This is a genomic window from Lelliottia sp. JS-SCA-14, from assembly GCF_035593345.1.
Classification (GTDB): Bacteria; Pseudomonadota; Gammaproteobacteria; order Enterobacterales; family Enterobacteriaceae; genus Enterobacter; species Enterobacter wanjuensis.
Genome location: NZ_CP141606.1, coordinates 1,852,484 through 1,872,696 on the forward strand (window position 1 = coordinate 1,852,484; position 20,213 = coordinate 1,872,696).

The following is a 20,213-nucleotide window of genomic DNA, read 5'->3' on the forward strand; positions in this document are numbered from 1 at the left end:
AAATTCACGTTAATGAACTTATTAAAATCGCTGGCAGCCGTCAGCTCGATGACCATGTTTTCTCGCGTGCTCGGTTTTGCGCGCGACGCGATTGTGGCCAGGGTTTTTGGCGCCGGGATGGCAACGGACGCCTTCTTCGTGGCGTTCAAACTCCCTAATTTGCTGCGCCGCATTTTCGCCGAAGGGGCGTTTTCGCAGGCGTTTGTGCCGATCCTGGCCGAGTACAAAAGTAAGCAGGGCGAAGACGCGACCCGCGTGTTTGTCTCTTACGTCGCGGGCCTGCTGACGCTGGCCCTGGCGGTCGTCACTGTCATTGGGATGCTGGCCGCGCCCTGGGTGATCATGGTGACGGCACCTGGCTTTGCCAATACGGCGGAAAAATTCACCCTGACGACGCAGCTGCTGCGCATTACCTTTCCTTATATTCTGCTGATCTCCCTGGCCTCGCTGGTGGGGGCGATCCTCAACACCTGGAACCGCTTCTCCGTTCCGGCGTTTGCCCCGACGTTTTTAAACGTCAGCATGATCGGCTTTGCTCTGTTTGCCGCGCCGCACTTTAATCCTCCGGTGCTGGCTCTGGCGTGGGCGGTGACCGTCGGCGGCGTGCTGCAGCTGGCGTACCAGCTTCCGCATCTGAAAAAGATTGGCATGCTGGTCCTGCCGCGCATTAACTTCCGCGATGCGGGGGCGATGCGCGTCATCAAGCAGATGGGCCCGGCCATTCTCGGCGTTTCCGTCAGCCAGATCTCTCTGATCATCAACACCATTTTCGCGTCGTTCCTGGTTTCCGGCTCCGTGTCGTGGATGTACTACGCCGACCGTCTGATGGAGTTCCCGTCCGGCGTGCTGGGCGTGGCGCTGGGGACGATTCTCCTGCCGTCGCTGTCGCGCAGCTTCGCCAGCGGCAATCACGATGAATACTGCCGCCTGATGGACTGGGGCCTGCGCCTGTGCTTCCTGCTGGCGCTGCCAAGCGCCGTGGCGCTGGGGATTCTGGCGAAACCCTTAACCGTGTCCTTATTCCAGTACGGAAAATTCAGCGCCTTTGATGCCCTGATGACCCAGCGCGCGCTGGTGGCCTATTCGGTCGGCCTGATGGGGCTGATTGTGGTGAAAGTGCTGGCACCGGGTTTCTATTCCCGTCAGGACATCAAAACGCCGGTCAAAATTGCGATTGTCACCCTGGTGATGACCCAGCTGATGAACCTTGCATTTATTGGCCCGCTGAAACACGCCGGTCTGTCCCTGTCGATTGGTCTCGGGGCGTGTCTGAATGCCGGTCTGCTGTACTGGCAGCTGCGTAAGCAGAAAATTTTTACGCCGCAGCCGGGCTGGATGAGTTTCCTGATTCGCCTGCTGATTGCGGTCGTGGTGATGGCGGCGGCGCTGGTGGGCATGATGTACGTCATGCCGGAATGGTCGCTCGGCACCATGCCGTATCGTCTGCTGCGCCTGATGGCGGTGGTGGTTGTGGGGATTGTGGCTTACTTCGCGACACTCGCCGTGCTGGGCTTTAAGGTAAAAGAGTTCGCTCGTCGCACGGCATAAACGACTAAAGGGGAGTCACCTGCTGGTGCTCCCCGTTTCCCGCTTAATCGCTCGGGCGATTAAATCGAAATCTTCTTCCCACCACCGCGCGAGCTGGATGTCTGGCCATTTGCGCCATACAGTCCCGGCTCCTGATGAGGTTTCAACACCTCAAGCGCCTGCTGGTTACGTTCAAGCTGCCCTTCTAACAGCCAGCCGTTATGCTGGTTGAGATCGCGCAGGTGCTGCGTTTTTTCCGTGATGGTCTGCCAGCGCTCAACGATATCGTCGTTGGCGCTGCGTCGCGGGTCTTGCTCCGCACGACGTTGCTTCTCCAGATAATCCAGAGTCGCCAGCAGCGAGCTTTTATCTTCAGTAATGCGCTGCAGAGCGCTGCCACTAACGTAGCCTGCGGATAACTGCTGCTGCTCGGCATCCATCACCGTCTTCAGATCGTTCAGGACTACCGTCATTTGATCCAATATTTCTGACAGTCGACTCATACGGTTATTTACTCTGAAGGAAGTTCTGCGTGTCCTGAATCAGCGCATCAGCAATTTTGCTGGTGTCCATTTTCAGTTCGCCGTTACGAATCGCGGTTTTCAGCGCTTCGACGCGTTCCATGTTGATATCGTTAGTCCCCGGCTGCATCAGTTTGGACTGCGCATCACTTAAGGTGACGCTGGTGCTGTTGGCCGTGGACGATTTTTCCAGACGCGCTTTAAGGGCTGGCGCGTCGGTCGTTTCGCGAGGTTGTACAGTGCTAACCGGCTTCAGGGGCGATGTACGATCAATGCTCATAGTGTTGTCCTCATAGAGGTTCGCGGCGTGGGCGCCTGACATCATCATTTGTTGAATATTTATCGGCAGCCGCCGTGAAATCTTTAAAAAGATTATAGGTTAATCAGAATAATCCCATCATTTCCGACGGTTCCGTTCACCACCTGACCTGAAGACATCCTTACTCGGGCGCTTTGGGCGACCGCAGCGTTGTTCAACGCCTGGCCTTCACCATTAATACTAAAGCCATCTCCGTTTGCTACCACCATCACGCGCTGCCCGGCTTTAATGCGCCATGCCTGGCGCAGCATCGACAGCTGAATGGCCTGACCTGGCGCGACATCGCGCAGGCTGACCGCGTCCTGTGCCTGATTAATATCAAGCATCGTCCGCGGTGGAAGCTCATCCAGACGGCCCCGTTTTAAGGCCACGTTAGCGGGCTGTAAAACGCTGCCGCGGGAGATCGGCTGAGCGGCGACAACATAATTGCCGGTCGCCTGAACCACCACCTGTAAAAAACGTTTTTCGTTATTACAGCGTGCCTGCACGTTCACGTTGCCCCACAGCTTCGCGCTGCCGCTGACGCTGAACGAAGGCTGGTCACAGGAGGGAAGAAGATTAGGCTGCGTCTTCACCGTGACCGTCACGTCATCGCTCACCCCGGCCAGCTTCTCGGCAAAAAATGCGCTCAACTGGGCGTTAAGATCCGCGGCCTGTGACAGGGGGCTTAACAGCAGTAGGGTTGCGGCAAGGCCACTTTTAAACGTCAGCATCTCAAATTCCCGCGGTTCCTGGATTTAACACAATTCTACCCTTTAGGGTTTCCTATCAACGCAACAAATAGCGACGCATTTTGCGTTTATTCCGTCGATAAAGCGGACGGGTTGAGATTTAAGCTACATGCTGAAATTTCGCCATCAGCGGAGGAGACATGCTCGATAAACTCGACGCCGCGTTACGTTTTCAACAGGAAGCGCTCAATCTGCGCGCCCAGAGGCAGGAAGTCCTGGCCTCTAACATCGCGAATGCGGATACCCCAGGGTATCAGGCGCGCGATATGGATTTTTCCAGTGAGCTTAAAAAAGTGATGGATCGCGGACGGGCGGAAGGGACGGGTGTTTCCCTTGCGCTGACGTCTTCACGCCATATTCCCGCTCAGGCAATGACTGCGCCTTCTACGGATTTACTTTACCGAATTCCCGACCAGCCATCCCTGGACGGTAACACCGTCGATATGGACCGGGAGCGCACCCAGTTTGCCGATAACAGCCTGAAATATCAGGTGGGATTGACCGTTCTCGGCGGACAGATCAACAGCATGAAGACCGTCCTGCAGGGGGGCAACTAATTTATGGCCTTACTGAACATTTTTGATATCGCGGGTTCAGCACTGACCGCGCAGTCCCAGCGTCTGAACGTGGCCGCCAGTAACATGGCGAACGCCGACAGCGTGACCGGACCCGACGGTCAGCCCTATCGCGCCAAACAGGTCGTGTTTCAGGTCAATGCTGCGCCGGGCGCGGCAACCGGCGGCGTGAAAGTGGCGGATGTGGTTGAGAGCCAGGCGCCGGACAAACTGGTGTTCGAGCCAGGCAATCCGCTGGCGGATGCCAACGGCTACGTCAAGATGCCCAACGTCGACGTGGTCGGCGAAATGGTGAACACCATGTCAGCGTCGCGCAGCTACCAGGCGAACGTTGAGGTGCTCAATACCGTGAAGAGCATGATGCTCAAAACGCTTACTCTCGGTCAGTAAAGGAAACGCCCATGTCCATCACCGTCAATATGAATGACCCGACCACATCTGGGGTTACCGGCGCGAGTAGTTCCGCCGGCTCCAGCTCGGTAACCGGGAATAACGCTGCCGATTTACAGAGCAGCTTTTTGACGTTACTGGTTGCGCAGTTGAAAAACCAGGATCCGACCAACCCGATGCAGAACAACGAACTGACCACGCAGCTTGCGCAGATCAGTACCGTGAGCGGCATCGAAAAACTTAACACTACGCTGGGTTCTGTCTCAGGCCAGATCGACAACAGCCAGTCTTTGCAGGCTGCGAGCTTGATCGGTCATGGCGTGATGATCCCTGGGACCACCATTCTGGCTGGGACCAGCGGCGCCGAGGGAAGCAGCACCACCACAACCACGCCATTTGGCGTTGAGTTGCAACAGCCGGCCGATACAGTCACCGCCACCATCACCAACAAAGACGGTGTGGTTGTGCGCACTATCGACATTGGTGATCTGAAAGCGGGCGTCCATACCTTTACCTGGGATGGCAGCCTGACTGACGGGACCACGGCACCTAACGGTTCTTACAAAGTGGCGATTTCTGCCAGCAACGGATCGACTCAGCTGGTGGCTCAGCCACTGCAGTTCGCTCTGGTGCAGGGTGTGACTCGTGGCTCTGATGGCAACAAACTGGATTTGGGTACTTCTGGCACCACCACACTCGACGAAGTTCGACAGATTATTTAAGACTTAACATTATCAGGAGTAAGTCATGGCCTTTTCTCAAGCGGTCAGCGGCCTGAATGCTGCGGCCACCAACCTGGACGTCATTGGCAACAACATTGCCAACTCCGCGACCTATGGTTTTAAATCCGGTTCAGCCTCTTTCGCAGACATGTTTGCCGGCTCTAAAGTGGGTCTGGGTGTTAAAGTTGCGGGCATCACCCAGGACTTTACCGACGGTACCACCACTAACACTGGCCGCGGGCTGGATGTGGCGATCAGCCAGAACGGTTTCTTCCGTATGGTCGACCAAAACGGCTCTGTGTTTTACAGCCGTAACGGCCAGTTCAAGCTGGACGAAAACCGTAACCTGGTCAACATGCAGGGTCTGCAGCTGACCGGCTATCCGGTTGCCGGGACGCCACCAACGGTTCAGACCGGTGCGAACCCGCAGGGGATCTCCATTCCGACTACGCTGATGGCGGCGAAGTCCACCACCAACGCGTCTCAGCAGATCAACCTGAACTCCACGGATGCCGTGCCGTCCGTGTCCCCGTTTGATGCGACCAACCCGGATTCCTACAACAAAAAAGGGACCATCACTGTCTTTGACAGCCAGGGTAATGCGCACAACATGAACCTGTTTTACGTCAAAGACACTGCCGCGAACAGCTGGAAGGTCTATTCCCAGGATGGCAGCGTAGCAGGTAGCCCTGTCGCAACAGCCACCACGCTGACCTTTGACGCCAACGGTGTTCTGACCGGCGGTGGCAAAGTTAACGTCACGACGGCGACCATGCCTGGTGCGACACCGGCGACCTTTGCACTGGACTTTGCGAACTCCATGCAGCAGAACACCGGCGCGAACAACATCGTGGCAACCAACCAGAACGGCTACAAGCCGGGCGACCTGGTGAGCTACCAGATCAACGATGACGGCACCGTTGTGGGTAACTACTCCAACGAACAGACTCAGGTTCTGGGCCAGATCGTGCTGGCGAACTTCGCCAACAACGAAGGTCTGAAATCTGAAGGTGACAACGTCTGGTCTTCCACCCAGTCCTCTGGCGTGGCGCTGCTCGGTACGGCGGGTTCCGGTAACTTCGGTACCCTGACCAACGGCGCGCTGGAAGCCTCCAACGTCGACCTGAGTAAAGAGCTGGTGAACATGATCGTCGCGCAACGTAACTACCAGTCGAACGCGCAGACCATCAAAACCCAGGATCAGATCCTCAACACGCTGGTCAACCTGCGTTAATCGTCTAACGGGATGATGTCATGGATCACGCAATATATACGGCGATGGGCGCTGCCAGCCAGACGTTAAATCAGCAGGCAGTAACGGCCAGTAACCTGGCAAACTCCTCGACGTCGGGCTTTCGTGCGCAGCTGAATGCACTGCGCGCGGTGCCGGTCCAGGGGCTGACATTGCCGACGCGTACGCTGGTTATCGCCTCTACGCCAGGTGCCAATATGACCCCTGGTCAGCTGGATTACACCTCTCGCCCGCTGGACGTTGCGATGCAACAGGACGGCTGGCTGGCGGTACAGGCGGCTGATGGCACTGAAGGCTATACCCGCAACGGTAACATTCAGGTTGATGCGGCGGGTCAGTTGACGATCCAGGGACGTCCGGTGATGGGCGAAGCGGGCCCGCTGACGGTTCCGGAAGGATCGCAGCTGACGATTGCGGCGGACGGGACAGTATCGGCCCTGAACCCTGGCGATCCGGCGAACACGGTGGCCCCGGTGGGGAAACTGAAGCTGGTGAAAGCCGAGGATAAGGAAGTGGTACGCAGCGATGACGGCTTATTCCGTCCATCCGCACAGGCGCAAACCACGCGTGGCCCAACCTTCCAGGCGGACCCGAGCATTCGCGTGATGTCCGGCGTACTGGAAGGCAGTAACGTCAAACCGGTTGAAGCCATGACCGATATGATCGCCAACGCCCGCCGTTTCGAAATGCAAATGAAGGTTATCACCAGCGTCGATGAAAACGAAGGCCGTGCTAACCAACTGCTGTCTATGAGTTAACAGGATTTCTTATGATCAGCTCTTTATGGATCGCGAAAACGGGTCTCGACGCGCAGCAAACCAACATGGATGTGATCGCCAACAACCTGGCGAACGTGAGCACCAATGGTTTCAAGCGTCAGCGTGCCGTCTTCGAAGATTTGCTTTATCAAACCATTCGTCAGCCGGGCGCGCAGTCGTCCGAGCAGACCACGCTGCCGTCAGGGCTGCAGATTGGTACGGGTGTGCGTCCGGTTGCGACCGAACGTCTGCACAGCCAGGGTAACTTGTCCCAGACCAACAACAGCAAAGACGTGGCGATCAAAGGCCAGGGCTTCTTCCAGGTGCAGCTGCCTGACGGAACCTCAGCCTATACCCGCGACGGCTCTTTCCAGGTCGATCAGAATGGTCAGCTGGTGACCTCCAGCGGTTATCAGATCCAGCCTGCGATCACCATTCCGGCGAACACCCTGAGCATTACTATCGGGCGTGATGGCATCGTGAGCGCGACTCAGCAGGGGCAGGCCGCGCCTGTTCAGGTGGGTCAGCTGAACCTGACAACCTTCATGAACGATACCGGTCTGGAAAGTATTGGTGAGAACCTCTACACCGAAACCCAGTCCTCCGGTACCCCGAATGAAAGTACGCCGGGTCTGAATGGCGCAGGTCTGCTGTATCAGGGTTATGTCGAAACCTCTAACGTCAACGTGGCGGAAGAGCTGGTGAACATGATCCAGGTTCAGCGCGCGTATGAAATTAACAGCAAAGCAGTGTCGACGACCGACCAGATGCTGCAAAAACTGACGCAACTTTAAGGTGTAGTCCGGTACGGTTTCCGCCGTACCGGCTCCCTGTTTTCGAAGATGAAGGCAATGCAAAAAAACGCGGTTTTTCGTTATCCAATACTGACTGTCCTGGCCGTTACCCTCAGCGGGTGTGCCTTGATCCCGTCAAAACCTCTGGTAGAGGGTGCGACTACCGCCCAACCCGTTCCCGGCCCGACGCCGGTGGTAAACGGCTCCATTTTCCAGTCAGCGCAGCCGATTAACTACGGTTATCAGCCGCTGTTTGAAGACCGTCGTCCGCGTAACGTGGGCGATACGCTGACCATTGCGCTGCAGGAAAACGTCAGCGCGAGCAAAAGCTCCTCGGCGAACGCCAGCCGCGACGGCAAAACCGACTTCGGCTTTGATACCGTTCCGCGCTATCTGCAGGGCCTGTTTGGCAATGCGCGTGCCGATGTGAACGCTTCTGGCGGCAACAGCTTTAACGGCAAAGGCGGCGCGAACGCCAGCAACACCTTCAGCGGTACGCTGACGGTGACCGTCGACCAGGTTCTGGTGAACGGCAATTTACACGTGGTGGGTGAAAAACAGATCGCCATTAACCAGGGCACTGAATTCATTCGCTTCTCCGGTGTGGTTAACCCTCGCACCATCAGTGGCACCAACACCGTACCGTCCACCCAGGTGGCGGATGCGCGCATTGAGTACGTCGGTAACGGCTACATCAATGAAGCGCAGAATATGGGCTGGCTGCAACGCTTCTTCCTTAATTTATCGCCGATGTAAGCGAGGTGACCCATGTTTAAATCCCTCTTCGCCATGCTGTTGATCCTGGTCGCGACCTGCGCCCAGGCCGACCGCATTCGCGATCTCACCAGTGTACAGGGCGTACGTGAAAACTCATTGATTGGCTATGGCCTCGTGGTCGGCCTGGACGGAACGGGCGACCAGACTACCCAGACGCCGTTTACCACTCAGAGTTTGAACAACATGTTGTCCCAGCTCGGGATCACCGTCCCGCAGGGCACCAACATGCAGCTGAAAAACGTGGCGGCGGTCATGATTACCGCATCCTACCCGGCGTTTGCGCGCCAGGGGCAGACCATCGACGTGGTTGTCTCCTCGATGGGTAACGCCAAAAGCCTGCGCGGCGGTACGCTGCTGATGACCCCGCTGAAAGGCGTGGACAGTCAGGTGTATGCCCTGGCGCAAGGTAACATTCTGGTCGGCGGTGCGGGTGCATCGGCGGGCGGCAGCAGCGTGCAGGTGAACCAGCTCAACGGCGGACGTATCACCAACGGTGCGATCATCGAACGTGAACTGCCGACGCAGTTTGGCGCCGGGAACACCATCAACCTGCAGCTGAACAACGAAGACTTCACCATGGCGCAGCAGATCGCTGACACCATCAACCGCAGCCGCGGTTTTGGCAGCGCCACAGCGCTGGATGCCCGTACCGTGCAGATCCGCACCTCAAGCGGCAGCAGCAATCAGGTACGTATGCTGGCGGATATCCAGAATATGGAAGTTAACGTGCCGGTCCAGGACGCGAAAGTGATCATCAACTCGCGTACCGGATCCGTGGTCATGAACCGCGAAGTGACGCTGGACAGCTGCGCCGTTGCACAGGGTAACCTCTCAATCAGCGTCAACCGCTCGGCCAACGTCAGCCAGCCGGATACGCCATTTGGCGGCGGTCAGACGGTCGTGACACCGCAAACGCAGATCGATCTTCGCCAGAGCGGCGGCTCGCTGCAAAGCGTGCGTTCCAGCGCCAACCTGAACAACGTGGTCCGGGCGCTGAATGCGCTGGGTGCGACACCGATGGATCTGATGTCGATTCTGCAATCGATGCAAAGTGCAGGATGCCTGCGCGCGAAACTGGAAATCATCTAATGCTGGGTGATAGCAAGCTGTTGACTAGTGCGGCCTGGGATGCCCAGTCGCTCAACGACCTGAAAGCCAAAGCAGGCACTGACCCGGCGGCCAACCTCCGCCCGGTCGCCCGCCAGGCGGAAGGGATGTTTGTACAGATGATGCTGAAAAGCATGCGTGATGCGCTGCCGAAAGACGGAATGTTCAGCAGCGATTCGACGCGGCTCTACACCAGCATGTATGACCAACAGATTGCCCAGCAGATGACCGCCGGGAAAGGGCTGGGCTTCGCCGATATGATCGTCAAACAGATGGAGCAGGCGCAGGGGATCCAGACTGAAACCCTGTCCCGGCAAGTGCCAATGAAGTTTGACCCTGAAACGGTGACCAGCTATCAGAACCAGGCCGTGACGCAGATGGTACGCAAAGCGATGCCGAAACCGTCCGGGCCGAGCGATGAACCGCTGTCTGGCGACAGCAAAGACTTCCTCGCACAACTTTCGCTCCCGGCACGTCTGGCGAGTGAGCAGAGCGGGGTGCCTCATCACCTGATTCTGGCGCAGGCCGCGCTGGAATCCGGCTGGGGGCAACGCCAGATTCGCCGTGAAAACGGCGAGCCGAGCTTTAACATCTTCGGCGTGAAAGCGACGCCAGGATGGAAGGGGCCGACCACAGAGATCACCACCACGGAATATGAAAACGGCGCGGCGGTGAAAACCAAAGCCAAATTCCGTGTTTACAGTTCATACCTCGAAGCCTTGTCAGATTATGTTGGGCTGTTGAGCCGCAATCCGCGCTATGCCGCGGTGACGCAGGCCGCAACGCCGGAGCAGGGCGCACAGGCGTTACAAAACGCCGGATACGCGACCGATCCGCAGTATGCCCGCAAGCTGACAGGGATGATTCAACAGCTTAAAGCGATGGGCGAGAAAGTGAGCAAGGCTTATAGCACCGATATCGAAAATCTGTTCTAAGGGCTCAAGTTTGAGCGCGCGGTGTCGATAATCCTTATCAGGACTCGTGTCTGAAAGTTTACAAGGAACCTCAATGTCCAGTTTGATTAACAGCGCCATGAGTGGCCTCAGTGCGGCACAGTCGGCACTGAATACCGTCAGTAACAACATTTCCAGCTATAACGTGGCCGGGTATACCCGCCAGACCACGGTGCTGGGTGCAGCGAACAGTACCCTGACCGGCGGCGGCTGGGTTGGCAATGGCGTTTATGTTTCCGGCGTGCAGCGCGAATACGATTCATTCATCACCAACCAGCTGCGTGCGGCCCAGACCCAGAGCAGCGGCCTGACCACGCGTTATCAGCAGATGTCGAAAATTGACGACGTGCTGTCTGATACCACTAACTCCCTTTCAGCCACGCTGCAGGATTTCTTTACCAGCATGCAAACGCTGGTGAGCAACGCGGAAGATCCGGCGGCGCGCCAGACTGTGCTCGGGAAAGCCGATGGCCTGGTGAACCAGTTCAAAACCACTGACCAGTATCTTCGCGATCAGGACCGCCAGGTGAATACCGCGGTGGCGACCAGCGTCGATCAGATCAATACCTATGCGAAGCAGATTGCGAATCTGAACGATCAGATCTCCCGTCTGACCGGCGTCGGCGCAGGCGCTTCGCCAAACAACCTGCTCGATCAGCGCGATCAGCTGGTGAGCGAACTGAACCAGATCGTCGGTGTGGAAGTCGCGGTTCAGGACGGCGGCACCTACAACGTCTCCTTCGGTAACGGTTACAACCTGGTGCAGGGCAGCAAAGCCAATCAGCTCGCGGCCGTGCCATCGAACGCGGATCCTGCGCGTACCACCGTGGCGTTTGTCGATCCCATTGCGGGCAATATCCAAATTCCTGATAAAGAGCTGACTACCGGTTCATTGGGCGGTCTGATTTCATTCCGTAACGACGATCTGGATAAAGCGCGTAACTCCCTGAACCAACTGGCACTCGCGTTTGCGGATTCGATGAACCAGCAGCACGAAAAAGGTTTCGACGCCAACGGTGATGCAGGCGGCGCATTGTTCAGCATCGGCTCTCCGGCTGTCACCGGCAACGCGAAAAACAGTATGCCGGGCGCGAGCATGACCGCGACGGTTACCGACAGCACTAAGGTGCAGGCGACTGACTATAAGGTCGAATATAACGGCTCCAACTGGACCGTGACGCGCAGCTCTGACAAAACCTCGTTTACCGCGACGCCAGATGGCAGCGGCAACATGACCTTCGACGGTTTAACCGTCAATGTCAGCGGCGCGGCGGCCAACAAAGACAGCTTCACGGTGAAACCGGTCGTCGATGCGATCGTGAACATGGATCTGCTCATCAGCGACGAATCCAAACTGGCGATGGCCGGTTCGGCGACGGGCGGTGAGAGTGATAACGTGAACGGTAAAGCGCTGGTGGCGTTGCAGAATGCCAAAGCCGTCGGCGGAAATAAAACCTTCAACGACTCCTACGCAGCGCTGGTCAGTACCGTCGGCAGCACCACGGATTCACTGAAAATCAGCGCGGCGACCAAGAGCAACGTGGTCACCCAGTTAAGCAATCAGCAGCAGTCTATCTCCGGGGTTAACCTCGACGAAGAATATGGCAACCTGCAGCGTTTCCAGCAGTATTACCTCGCGAATGCGCAGGTTCTGCAAACTGCCAGTACGCTCTTCGATGCGTTAATTAATATTCGCTAAGGCCGAGGTCAACAATGCGTATTAGCACCCAAATGATGTACCAGCAGAATATGCGTGGGATCACGGACTCCCAAAGCAAATGGCTGGGATATGGCGAACAGATGTCGACGGGCAAGCGTGTGAACCGCCCTTCTGATGACCCGATTGCGGCTTCACAGGCGGTTGTCCTGTCGCAGGCCCAGGCTCAGAACAGCCAGTTTGCGCTGGCACGTACCTTCGCCTCGCAGAAAGTCTCGCTGGAAGATAACGTTTTAAGCCAGGTGAATACGGCTATCACCAGCGCGCAAGAAAAACTGGTGTATGCCGGGAACGGCACGCTGAGCGACGATGACCGTCTCTCCCTGTCGACGGATTTACAGGGGATTCGCGATCAGCTGATGAACCTGGCCAACTCCACCGATGGTAATGGACGCTACATTTTCGCGGGCTACAAAACCGAGTCTGCGCCGTTCGATTCGGCGACCGGGGCGTACTCCGGCGGCACTGAAGCGATCTCTCAGCAGGTGGATTCCGCCCGAAACATGTCCGTCAGCCACACGGGGCAGCAGGTATTTGAAAGTATCACCAGCAACGCGCAAGAGATCCCAGGCGGCGGTTACGGTGATACCAATATGTTCAAAATTCTGGATAACGCCATCGCGGCACTGAAAGTGCCTGTCGCCAATGATCCTGCGGCGGCCGAAACTCAGGGGGCCATCGTCGCGGCTTCCGCGGTAGGTATCAAGAATACGCAGAACAACGTCCTGACCGTATTAGCTGATGTTGGTACCAAGATGAATGAACTGGATAAGCTGGATGCGCTGGGTGCCGATCGCGCCCTCGGTCAGACGAAGCAGATGAGTGACCTGGTCGATGTGGACTGGAACTCAGCGATTTCGTCTTACACCATGCAGCAGGCGGCGCTTCAGGCCTCGTACAAAGCGTTCAGTGATATGCAGGGCATGTCGCTGTTCCAGCTGAATAAATAATCTTTTAGCCTCTTAGAACCTATCTTGAAACTGGATAGGTTTTGTCTGCCCAACCCGATTTCAGGTTGGGCTTTTTTTTACTGATTTTGTGCCTGGGCGTGTAACACGCGGGCGCTTTCCATCAGGCGAATCACCATCGCCACCGCGCCGCAGAGCATTGCCAGCGCCACTACACCTTGCCAGCCTGCCATGGCGTACACTTTGCTCCCTAACGCCGAGCCCAGCGCCATGCCGATAAACACTAATGTAAACAGCAGGGCATTGAGGCGGCCACGCGCCTGGGGTTCAAGGCTATAGACCAGATTCTGGTGAGCGACCAGGCTCGACTGAAGCCCGAGGTCAAACCCGACGGCGGAGAGGGCAATCAGAACGAGCTGTCCGTGAGTGCCGAGGGCGGGCATCAGGAACATTAGCGCAAACGAAACGGTCACCAGCGCCGCGCCCAGTTGCGTCACTTTGCCCGCGCCGAGTTTATCGGCCAGCCCGCCAGCCAGCGGGGCTGCCAGCGCACCGGCGGCACCTGCAATACCAAACCCGCCCGCCACGGCGCTGCCGAGGTGATAGCGCTCGAGCAGCATCACAGCCAGCGTGGACCAGAAAGCGCTAAAAGCTATCGAGAGAAATCCCTGCGCCAGCGCCGCACGGCGCAGAGCCGGGTAGCGACGCCACAGGTGTTCCATCGAGCGCATCAGGGCCGGATAGCTGAGCGTGGAGTGAATCGCAAAGCGCGGCAGCACCGCCCACATCACCACGCCGATCAGCGCAATGCTCGCGGCGGCCAGCTGATACATCACGCGCCAGCCGAAGGCTTCACCGACGACGCCGCTCACCGTACGTGACAGCAGAATCCCGAGCAGCAGGCCGGTCATCACCGTGCCGACGGTTTTGCCCTGTTGACCTTCCGGGGCCAGAATTGCCGCGGCCGGGACGATATCTTGCGCCATAGTGGCGGCCATGCCGATCAGCAGGCTCGCCAGCAGGAGCGAGTGCAGTTGCCCGGTCAGGCTACAGGTCAGAAGAAACAGCGCCAATGCCGCGCTTTTGATGAGAATCAACGTCCGCCGATCGTGACGGTCGCCGAGCGGAAGCAGGAACAGGATGCCGAGGGCGTAACCCGTCTGCGTCAGGGTAGGGACCAGACCCATCCCTTCGATACTCAGATGCAGATCGGCACCCATCAACGGCAGCAGGGGTTGAGCGTAGTAAATCGATGCCACGCTAAAACCGGCGCCGATGGCGAGAATAAAAATCATCCAGCGGCGGGTGGCATGGGCGAGAGTCGTGGTGTTCATTCGGTGGTCCTCATTCATGGAGTGAGGCTATTCTTGTGCATTCGCGCTTGAGGCGGTAGCCAGCGGAGTGGTAAAACGTTTATACGTTAAACGTATAGCCAGAATAAAAATGAAACGAACAGAGCGTATAGACAGGGTTGAGCTGATGCGTACTTTTGTGCGTATCGTGGAATCGGGTTCGCTTTCTGCCGCTGCGCGTCAGCTGGGCACCACGCAGGCGACCGTCAGCCGTCGCCTGCAGTCCCTGGAAACCTTACTCGGCGTGCGTCTGCTGCTGCGCACCACCCACGCCACTAAGCTAACGGACGACGGTGAGCGGTGTTATCAACACGCCAGAAAGGTGATCGACAGCTGGCTGGCGCTGGAAGATGAAGTGGGGCAGTCGGAGGATGAACCCGTCGGCACGCTCCGCGTGCGAGCGCCACATGCGTTTGGGCAGGAGCAGCTTCTCACGCCGCTGTGCCAGTTTTTGCAGCGCTACCCGCAGCTCTCCGTCGAATGGAAGCTCAATGACCGTTCGGTCGATTTTCTGAGCGATAACATCGACTGCGCGATCCGCGTGGGGGCGGAGATCGACCCGGCGACGGTCTCGGTTCTGCTGGCGGAGGTTCCGCGCTGTGTGGTCGCCACACCGGCGCTGCTGGCGCATTATTCCGTACCCGAGAAACCAGACGACCTCAGCGCACTCCCCTGGATTGCGCTAAACACCTTCTACCAGCAACATATTGAACTCTTCGATGGGGTTTCCCCGCAGCCCGCGCGCGTGGCGATTTCGCCGCGTCTGAGCACCGACAGCCTGTACGTCACACGCAACACGGCTCTGAATGGATTAGGGGTGGCGGTGGTGTCGAGCTGGACAGTGGAGGAGGATATTCGAGCCGGGAGGCTGGTGCATCTCTTGCCCGACTGGCAGCCCGCGCCGCTTCCGGTGCATCTGGTATACCCATGGTCACGCTATTATCCGGCGCGCTTGCGGCGTTTTCTGGAGATGATGCGCGAGGTGATGCCGCAATTGAGCGGAATGCGAAAACCTCTCCCGTAAATCAGGGCCAAAAAAAAGCCGACCATCAAGGTCGGCTTTTCGTTATGACTGCGAGTTACTCAGCAGGCTGTGGGCGCGTGGCCGGAGCCGTTGCCTGGTGGGTGGCACTGTGACCACCTGCAGAACCGCGACCATCGAAATCGAACGCAGGACGCACCCAGTCGCTATGACGTGGCGCTTCTGGAACGTATTCCGGTGCCGGAGCGCGAGTCATCGGTGCAGTGGCGTGGTGATGCTCAGCAACTACGGCAACAACAGGCTCTGGTTTCGCAACCGGGGCTGGCGCTTGTGGTTCAGGAGTGACTTCAACCGGTTGCTCAGCAACCGTTTCTGTCACCACTTCTGCTTCAACCGCAGCTTCAGCCGGTACAGCTTCTTCTGCAACCTGCTCAGCCACAGCGACATCTTCTTGTGCGATGAACTGAGGCTGCTCTTCCACTGGCGCTTCGATCACTTCCGGATGCGTGGTTTCGATTTCTGCGGGTTCAACGACCGGCTGAATCTCTGCCACTGGCTCCACTTCAACAACCGGCTGTGGTTCAACGGCAGGTTGCTGCACGGCTTCAGCGACCACAGCGGCGGCTGCCACTTCAACTGGCGCTTCAACCATCGGCTCAACGTTTTCAGACGCGACGTTCTGCTCGTCGAACTGCTGATCCTGTGGACGCACAATCGGATAGCGGATACAGACTTTGCCGGAGGCCAGTTCTGGTGACGCACAGGCCACGGTCAGAGGCATCGGAGACTGGGTCGGGTAACGCTCGTCACGGTAACGACGACGACGCTGACCGCTCACGCGCAGGTGGCGCGGAGAGCGACGGGAGCGACGCGGCATACCGTTGTTATCACGGGCTTCGCCATTGTCATCATGCTCTGCAGCAGACTCAACGACGGCTGGCAGATCCAGTTTCGCCAGTTGGGTGTTCTGAGCGGCTTCAACAACCGGCTCAGCGGCCTCAACGGTCGCCACTTCAGCTTGTTCAGAGGCGAAGCGGACTTTCTGCGACAGTTGACGCTGCTTACGGCGCGGCATCACCTGAACGCGTTCTTCCTGATCCGCATCCTGCTCAACAGGGGCTTCAGTGTTAACGACTTTAACTTCCTGCTGCGCCTGACGTTTGTCGTCATTGCGGCGGCGGTTACGTTCACGACGTGGCTGCTGCTCGTCACGCTGTCTGGTGTTTTCAGACTCATCGCCCGCTGGCTGGCGGATTTCACGATCTTCCACTTTTTGCTGCTGTGGCTTCTCGCGACGGTTGCGACGATTATCTTCGCGCGGCTCACGACCTTCGTTGTTGTCGGAACGGTTATCGCGCTCACCGCGGTTGTCACGGTCACCACGATTATCGCGGTTATCACGACGGTCACGATCATTACGATCGCGGCGGTTGTTCTGACGTTTACGACGATCCTGCGGACGCTCTTGTTTCTCTTCTTTCGGTGCAACGACTGGCTGCTCCGGCTGAGGCTCTTCACCGGCGAACATTTTCTTCAGCGCGCCGAAGAAACGTCCCAGCAGGCCAGAATCAGCAGGTTTGGCGCTGGTTTCAGCGGCAGGTTTCTGCGCAGCCGCTTTCGCTGGCGCGCTTTCCATGGCTGGAGCCGGAGGCGCTTCAGGCATGATGAAGGTGGCCAGCGCCGGTTGTTCAGGCAGTTTACGCTCTGCAGGCTCTGCATCAGACGGCATCGCCATCTCTTCTTCGTGCAGTTTCGGCAGCAGGTAGCTCAGGGTGCTGGTCTCTTCGCCTTTACGCACGCGCAGAACGGAGTAGTGCGGGGTCTGCATCTGGTCGTTTGGCACGATAATGCAACGCACGCCGCCCTGGCGGGTTTCAACGGCGCTCACCGCTTCACGTTTTTCGTTCAGCAGGTAAGAGGCAATCGGCACCGGAACAATCGCGTGAACTTCTTTGGTGTTCTCTTTCAGCGCTTCTTCTTCGATGAGACGCAGAATGGAGAGGGACAGCGATTCGTTGTCACGAACGGTACCCGTGCCGCTACAGCGTGGGCAGACGTGATGGCTGGATTCACCCAGTGACGGGCTCAGGCGCTGACGAGACATCTCCAGCAGACCAAAGCGAGAAATATGGCTGATCTGGATACGCGCACGGTCCTGGCGCACCGCTTCACGCAGACGGTTTTCCACAGCGCGCTGATGGCGAACCGGGGTCATGTCGATGAAGTCGATAACAATCAGGCCGCCCAGGTCGCGCAGACGAAGCTGACGGGCAATTTCATCTGCGGCTTCAAGGTTGGTGTTGAAGGCGGTTTCTTCGATATCGCCGCCGCGGGTTGCGCGTGCGGAGTTGATGTCGATAGCGGTCAGCGCTTCGGTGGAGTCGATAACGATAGAACCGCCGGACGGCAGGCGCACTTCACGCTGGAAGGCGGACTCGATCTGGGATTCAATCTGATAGTGGCTAAACAGCGGGATTTCACCGGTGTACAGTTTAATTTTGCTGGTGAAATCCGGACGACCCAGCGCCGCGATGTGCTGGCGAGCCAGCTCAAGCACTTTCGGGTTATCAATCAGAATTTCGCCGATGTCCTGACGCAGATAGTCACGGAAGGCACGAACGATAACGTTACTTTCCTGGTGAATCAGGAACGGAGCCGGACGGCTTTCTGCGGCTTTCTGGATAGCTTCCCAGTGCTTCAGACGGAACCCTAAGTCCCACTGCAGCGCTTCGGCAGATTTGCCAACGCCTGCGGTACGAACGATAAGACCCATGCCATCTGGCAGTTCAAGGCTTGCCAGCGCTTCTTTCAGCTCTGTACGGTCGTCGCCTTCGATACGGCGAGAGATACCGCCTGCACGCGGGTTGTTCGGCATCAGAACCAGATAGCTGCCTGCCAGGCTGATAAAGGTGGTCAGCGCAGCGCCTTTGTTGCCGCGTTCTTCTTTATCAATCTGAACGATAACTTCCTGGCCTTCGCGCAGCACATCTTTGATGTTCGGACGACCATGGGAGTTGTAATTAGCAGGGAAGTATTCGCGGGCAATTTCTTTAAGAGGAAGGAAACCGTGACGCTCAGCGCCGTAATCGACGAATGCGGCCTCAAGGCTTGGTTCAATGCGGGTGATTTTGCCTTTGTAAATGTTCGCTTTTTTCTGTTCGTGTCCAGGACTTTCGATATCCAGATCGTACAGACGCTGCCCATCCACGAGGGCGACACGCAACTCTTCTTGCTGAGTTGCGTTGATTAACATTCTTTTCATCGTAACTTACTCATTATTCTTACATTGACGACTAAGCTGCGGGCAAGGTGACGCTTTCCGGGGTTTGAACCGATGGCCTCGTGACTATTGACGTCGCCAACCTCACGGTTGTCGCTCGCTTAAGAGGCGCAAAGTGTCGGTTGCCTGTATTTCATACGGAAACACAGCGCAATTATCAGGGGAACAGCCTGGGAACACTCTCCAGAGAAGATTCCATTTACCGGTAAGTACTGCAACCCGCAGCCCGCTAACTGTCTGAAAGATCAATACGTCTTACGCCATTGCTGCGTGGATGATCGGTCAGACAAAATGGGTCATTCCGTCGACATCCTTACAAAACACGGATTTAACGCGGAATACGACTTCATTATTCCATTGCTAACCCGGTTATAGCAAGATGACTTTTACCATTTATCACCCGGTTACTCACAGTTTCTCCACTTCAACGAGACGATTGGTCTAATAACCACCAAATCGTTTGCGTACAAAGAAAGCTGCCCGGATAAAAGTAAATATAAGCATAGAAAAATGAGTGGCGCTAATGCGTATCGATATTTAGAATCGCCAACCATGAAAACAGAGACTCCATCCGTAAAAATGGTTGCTATCGCTGATGACGAAGCGGGGCAACGAATCGACAACTTTTTGCGCACCCAGTTGAAAGGCGTGCCAAAAAGCATGATTTATCGCATCTTGCGTAAAGGCGAGGTGCGGGTTAACAAAAAACGTGTCAAACCTGAGTACAAACTCGAAGCGGGCGATGAAGTGCGTATTCCGCCTGTGCGCGTCGCTGAGCGCGAAGAAGAGGCGGTGTCGCCGCACCTGCATAAAGTGGCCGCGCTGACGGACGCTATCCTGTATGAAGACGATCATATCCTGGTGCTGAATAAACCTTCCGGTACGGCAGTGCACGGCGGCAGCGGGTTAAGCTTTGGCGTGATCGAAGGGCTGCGCGCTCTGCGCCCGGAAGCGCGTTTCCTGGAGCTGGTACACCGTCTGGACCGCGATACCTCCGGCGTGCTGCTGGTGGCGAAGAAGCGTTCTGCGCTGCGATCGCTGCACGAACAGCTGCGCGAGAAGGGAATGCAGAAAGACTATCTGGCGCTGGTGCGCGGTCAGTGGCAGTCGCATGTGAAAGCGGTGCAGGCTCCTTTGCTTAAAAATATTTTGCAAAGCGGCGAGCGCATTGTGCGTGTCAGCCAGGAAGGTAAACCGTCGGAAACCCGTTTTAAGGTGGAAGAACGTTACGCTTTCGCGACCCTGATGCGCTGCAGCCCGGTCACAGGGCGTACTCACCAGATTCGTGTCCACACGCTGCACGCCGGGCACCCGATTGCGTTTGACGATCGCTACGGCGACCGTGAGTTTGATAAACAGCTGGCCGGGACGGGGCTTTCACGTCTGTTCCTGCATGCCGCTGCGCTGAAATTTACCCATCCGGGTACGGGTGAGGTGATGCGGGTCGAAGCGCCGCTGGATGACCAGCTGAAGCGCTGTCTGAAAGTCCTGCGCGGCTAATCTTTGCCCGGCGGCGCTACGCTTGCACGGGCCTACGGGTTTTGTAGG

The 20,213-nt window shown here is 57.2% G+C and carries 19 protein-coding genes; 14 read left to right on the plus strand and 5 right to left on the minus strand.

All coding sequences use genetic code 11. From position 1 onward, the window contains the following. Nucleotides 1–12 precede the first annotated feature (12 nt). Nucleotides 13–1,548 (plus strand): murein biosynthesis integral membrane protein MurJ, encoded by a 1,536-nt coding sequence (murJ, locus tag U9O48_RS08690; RefSeq protein ID WP_282494895.1) that lies wholly within the window; start codon nucleotides 13–15, stop codon nucleotides 1,546–1,548. Between the two features lie 59 nt (nucleotides 1,549–1,607). Here the strand turns inward: murJ and flgN are convergent, their stop codons facing one another. The 3 genes from flgN to flgA form a co-directional block, all read right to left on the minus strand. Next, entirely contained in the window at nucleotides 1,608–2,030 is a 423-nt protein-coding gene (gene flgN / locus U9O48_RS08695) for a flagella biosynthesis chaperone FlgN (RefSeq protein ID WP_282494896.1), read from the minus strand. A 4-nt stretch (nucleotides 2,031–2,034) separates the two neighbouring features. Next, on the minus strand, nucleotides 2,035–2,328 hold the full coding sequence (flgM, locus tag U9O48_RS08700) for a flagellar biosynthesis anti-sigma factor FlgM (RefSeq protein ID WP_282494897.1): 294 nt from the start codon (nucleotides 2,326–2,328) through the stop codon (nucleotides 2,035–2,037). Nucleotides 2,329–2,420: 92 nt separating this feature from the next. Then, the gene (flgA, locus tag U9O48_RS08705) at nucleotides 2,421–3,080 is read right to left on the minus strand and encodes a flagellar basal body P-ring formation chaperone FlgA (RefSeq protein WP_282494898.1); all 660 of its coding nucleotides are present in this window, start codon (nucleotides 3,078–3,080) and stop codon (nucleotides 2,421–2,423) included. A gap of 158 nt (nucleotides 3,081–3,238) precedes the next feature. On the opposite strand from flgA, the gene flgB reads away from it, so the two are divergent. From flgB to flgL, 11 genes are all read left to right on the plus strand, one after another. Beyond that, nucleotides 3,239–3,655 carry a flagellar basal body rod protein FlgB gene (gene flgB, locus U9O48_RS08710; RefSeq protein ID WP_282494899.1) on the plus strand — a complete coding sequence of 139 codons (417 nt, stop codon included), beginning with the start codon at nucleotides 3,239–3,241 and terminating at the stop codon, nucleotides 3,653–3,655. Nucleotides 3,656–3,658: 3 nt separating this feature from the next. Continuing rightward, nucleotides 3,659–4,063 (plus strand): flagellar basal body rod protein FlgC, encoded by a 405-nt coding sequence (gene flgC / locus U9O48_RS08715; protein ID WP_282494900.1) that lies wholly within the window; start codon nucleotides 3,659–3,661, stop codon nucleotides 4,061–4,063. Between the two features lie 11 nt (nucleotides 4,064–4,074). Beyond that, nucleotides 4,075–4,785: a flagellar hook assembly protein FlgD gene (flgD, locus tag U9O48_RS08720; RefSeq protein ID WP_282494901.1), complete on the plus strand. Its 711-nt coding sequence runs from the start codon at nucleotides 4,075–4,077 to the stop codon at nucleotides 4,783–4,785. Between the two features lie 25 nt (nucleotides 4,786–4,810). Continuing rightward, nucleotides 4,811–6,019, plus strand: a complete 1,209-nt coding sequence (gene flgE / locus U9O48_RS08725; RefSeq protein ID WP_285150777.1) for a flagellar hook protein FlgE — start codon at nucleotides 4,811–4,813, stop codon at nucleotides 6,017–6,019. A 20-nt stretch (nucleotides 6,020–6,039) separates the two neighbouring features. After that, complete coding sequence (locus U9O48_RS08730) at nucleotides 6,040–6,795, plus strand: flagellar basal body rod protein FlgF (RefSeq protein WP_282494903.1); 756 nt, start codon at nucleotides 6,040–6,042, stop codon at nucleotides 6,793–6,795. Between the two features lie 11 nt (nucleotides 6,796–6,806). Beyond that, nucleotides 6,807–7,589, plus strand: a complete 783-nt coding sequence (gene flgG, locus U9O48_RS08735; protein ID WP_282494904.1) for a flagellar basal-body rod protein FlgG — start codon at nucleotides 6,807–6,809, stop codon at nucleotides 7,587–7,589. A 57-nt stretch (nucleotides 7,590–7,646) separates the two neighbouring features. Beyond that, nucleotides 7,647–8,345 carry a flagellar basal body L-ring protein FlgH gene (gene flgH / locus U9O48_RS08740; protein WP_282494905.1) on the plus strand — a complete coding sequence of 233 codons (699 nt, stop codon included), beginning with the start codon at nucleotides 7,647–7,649 and terminating at the stop codon, nucleotides 8,343–8,345. A 12-nt stretch (nucleotides 8,346–8,357) separates the two neighbouring features. Next, complete coding sequence (locus U9O48_RS08745) at nucleotides 8,358–9,455, plus strand: flagellar basal body P-ring protein FlgI (RefSeq protein WP_282494906.1); 1,098 nt, start codon at nucleotides 8,358–8,360, stop codon at nucleotides 9,453–9,455. Continuing rightward, nucleotides 9,455–10,408: a flagellar assembly peptidoglycan hydrolase FlgJ gene (gene flgJ / locus U9O48_RS08750; RefSeq protein ID WP_282494907.1), complete on the plus strand. Its 954-nt coding sequence runs from the start codon at nucleotides 9,455–9,457 to the stop codon at nucleotides 10,406–10,408. Before U9O48_RS08745 ends, flgJ begins: the two co-directional genes overlap by 1 nt. A gap of 73 nt (nucleotides 10,409–10,481) precedes the next feature. Next, complete coding sequence (flgK, locus tag U9O48_RS08755; protein ID WP_282494908.1) at nucleotides 10,482–12,125, plus strand: flagellar hook-associated protein FlgK; 1,644 nt, start codon at nucleotides 10,482–10,484, stop codon at nucleotides 12,123–12,125. A gap of 14 nt (nucleotides 12,126–12,139) precedes the next feature. Beyond that, nucleotides 12,140–13,093: a flagellar hook-associated protein FlgL gene (flgL, locus tag U9O48_RS08760; RefSeq protein ID WP_282494909.1), complete on the plus strand. Its 954-nt coding sequence runs from the start codon at nucleotides 12,140–12,142 to the stop codon at nucleotides 13,091–13,093. Between the two features lie 77 nt (nucleotides 13,094–13,170). On the opposite strand, the gene U9O48_RS08765 is transcribed toward flgL, so the two are convergent. After that, nucleotides 13,171–14,385: an MFS transporter gene (locus U9O48_RS08765; RefSeq protein ID WP_324724091.1), complete on the minus strand. Its 1,215-nt coding sequence runs from the start codon at nucleotides 14,383–14,385 to the stop codon at nucleotides 13,171–13,173. 109 nt (nucleotides 14,386–14,494) lie between these two features. Between U9O48_RS08765 and U9O48_RS08770 the strand changes: the two genes are divergently transcribed. Beyond that, nucleotides 14,495–15,427, plus strand: coding sequence for a LysR family transcriptional regulator (locus U9O48_RS08770; protein WP_324724093.1), 933 nt, complete (start codon nucleotides 14,495–14,497; stop codon nucleotides 15,425–15,427). A 55-nt stretch (nucleotides 15,428–15,482) separates the two neighbouring features. On the opposite strand, the gene rne is transcribed toward U9O48_RS08770, so the two are convergent. Then, the gene (gene rne / locus U9O48_RS08775) at nucleotides 15,483–18,647 is read right to left on the minus strand and encodes a ribonuclease E (protein ID WP_324724094.1); all 3,165 of its coding nucleotides are present in this window, start codon (nucleotides 18,645–18,647) and stop codon (nucleotides 15,483–15,485) included. A 570-nt stretch (nucleotides 18,648–19,217) separates the two neighbouring features. Here rne and rluC point away from each other — a divergent pair. Next, nucleotides 19,218–20,165, plus strand: a complete 948-nt coding sequence (gene rluC / locus U9O48_RS08780; protein WP_282494913.1) for a 23S rRNA pseudouridine(955/2504/2580) synthase RluC — start codon at nucleotides 19,218–19,220, stop codon at nucleotides 20,163–20,165. Nucleotides 20,166–20,213 lie beyond the last annotated feature (48 nt).

Coding starts and splice junctions, on each gene's coding strand:
- flgH (WP_282494905.1), top strand. CDS start 7,647: ATGCAAAAAAACGCGGTTTTTCGTTATCCAATACTGACTGTCCTGGCC.
- flgA (WP_282494898.1), bottom strand. CDS start 3,080: ATGCTGACGTTTAAAAGTGGCCTTGCCGCAACCCTACTGCTGTTAAGC.
- flgB (WP_282494899.1), top strand. CDS start 3,239: ATGCTCGATAAACTCGACGCCGCGTTACGTTTTCAACAGGAAGCGCTC.
- flgM (WP_282494897.1), bottom strand. CDS start 2,328: ATGAGCATTGATCGTACATCGCCCCTGAAGCCGGTTAGCACTGTACAA.
- flgJ (WP_282494907.1), top strand. CDS start 9,455: ATGCTGGGTGATAGCAAGCTGTTGACTAGTGCGGCCTGGGATGCCCAG.
- rne (WP_324724094.1), bottom strand. CDS start 18,647: ATGAAAAGAATGTTAATCAACGCAACTCAGCAAGAAGAGTTGCGTGTC.
- rluC (WP_282494913.1), top strand. CDS start 19,218: ATGAAAACAGAGACTCCATCCGTAAAAATGGTTGCTATCGCTGATGAC.
- flgL (WP_282494909.1), top strand. CDS start 12,140: ATGCGTATTAGCACCCAAATGATGTACCAGCAGAATATGCGTGGGATC.
- murJ (WP_282494895.1), top strand. CDS start 13: ATGAACTTATTAAAATCGCTGGCAGCCGTCAGCTCGATGACCATGTTT.
- flgG (WP_282494904.1), top strand. CDS start 6,807: ATGATCAGCTCTTTATGGATCGCGAAAACGGGTCTCGACGCGCAGCAA.
- U9O48_RS08730 (WP_282494903.1), top strand. CDS start 6,040: ATGGATCACGCAATATATACGGCGATGGGCGCTGCCAGCCAGACGTTA.
- U9O48_RS08745 (WP_282494906.1), top strand. CDS start 8,358: ATGTTTAAATCCCTCTTCGCCATGCTGTTGATCCTGGTCGCGACCTGC.
- U9O48_RS08765 (WP_324724091.1), bottom strand. CDS start 14,385: ATGAACACCACGACTCTCGCCCATGCCACCCGCCGCTGGATGATTTTT.
- flgD (WP_282494901.1), top strand. CDS start 4,075: ATGTCCATCACCGTCAATATGAATGACCCGACCACATCTGGGGTTACC.
- flgE (WP_285150777.1), top strand. CDS start 4,811: ATGGCCTTTTCTCAAGCGGTCAGCGGCCTGAATGCTGCGGCCACCAAC.
- flgK (WP_282494908.1), top strand. CDS start 10,482: ATGTCCAGTTTGATTAACAGCGCCATGAGTGGCCTCAGTGCGGCACAG.
- flgC (WP_282494900.1), top strand. CDS start 3,659: ATGGCCTTACTGAACATTTTTGATATCGCGGGTTCAGCACTGACCGCG.
- flgN (WP_282494896.1), bottom strand. CDS start 2,030: ATGAGTCGACTGTCAGAAATATTGGATCAAATGACGGTAGTCCTGAAC.
- U9O48_RS08770 (WP_324724093.1), top strand. CDS start 14,495: ATGAAACGAACAGAGCGTATAGACAGGGTTGAGCTGATGCGTACTTTT.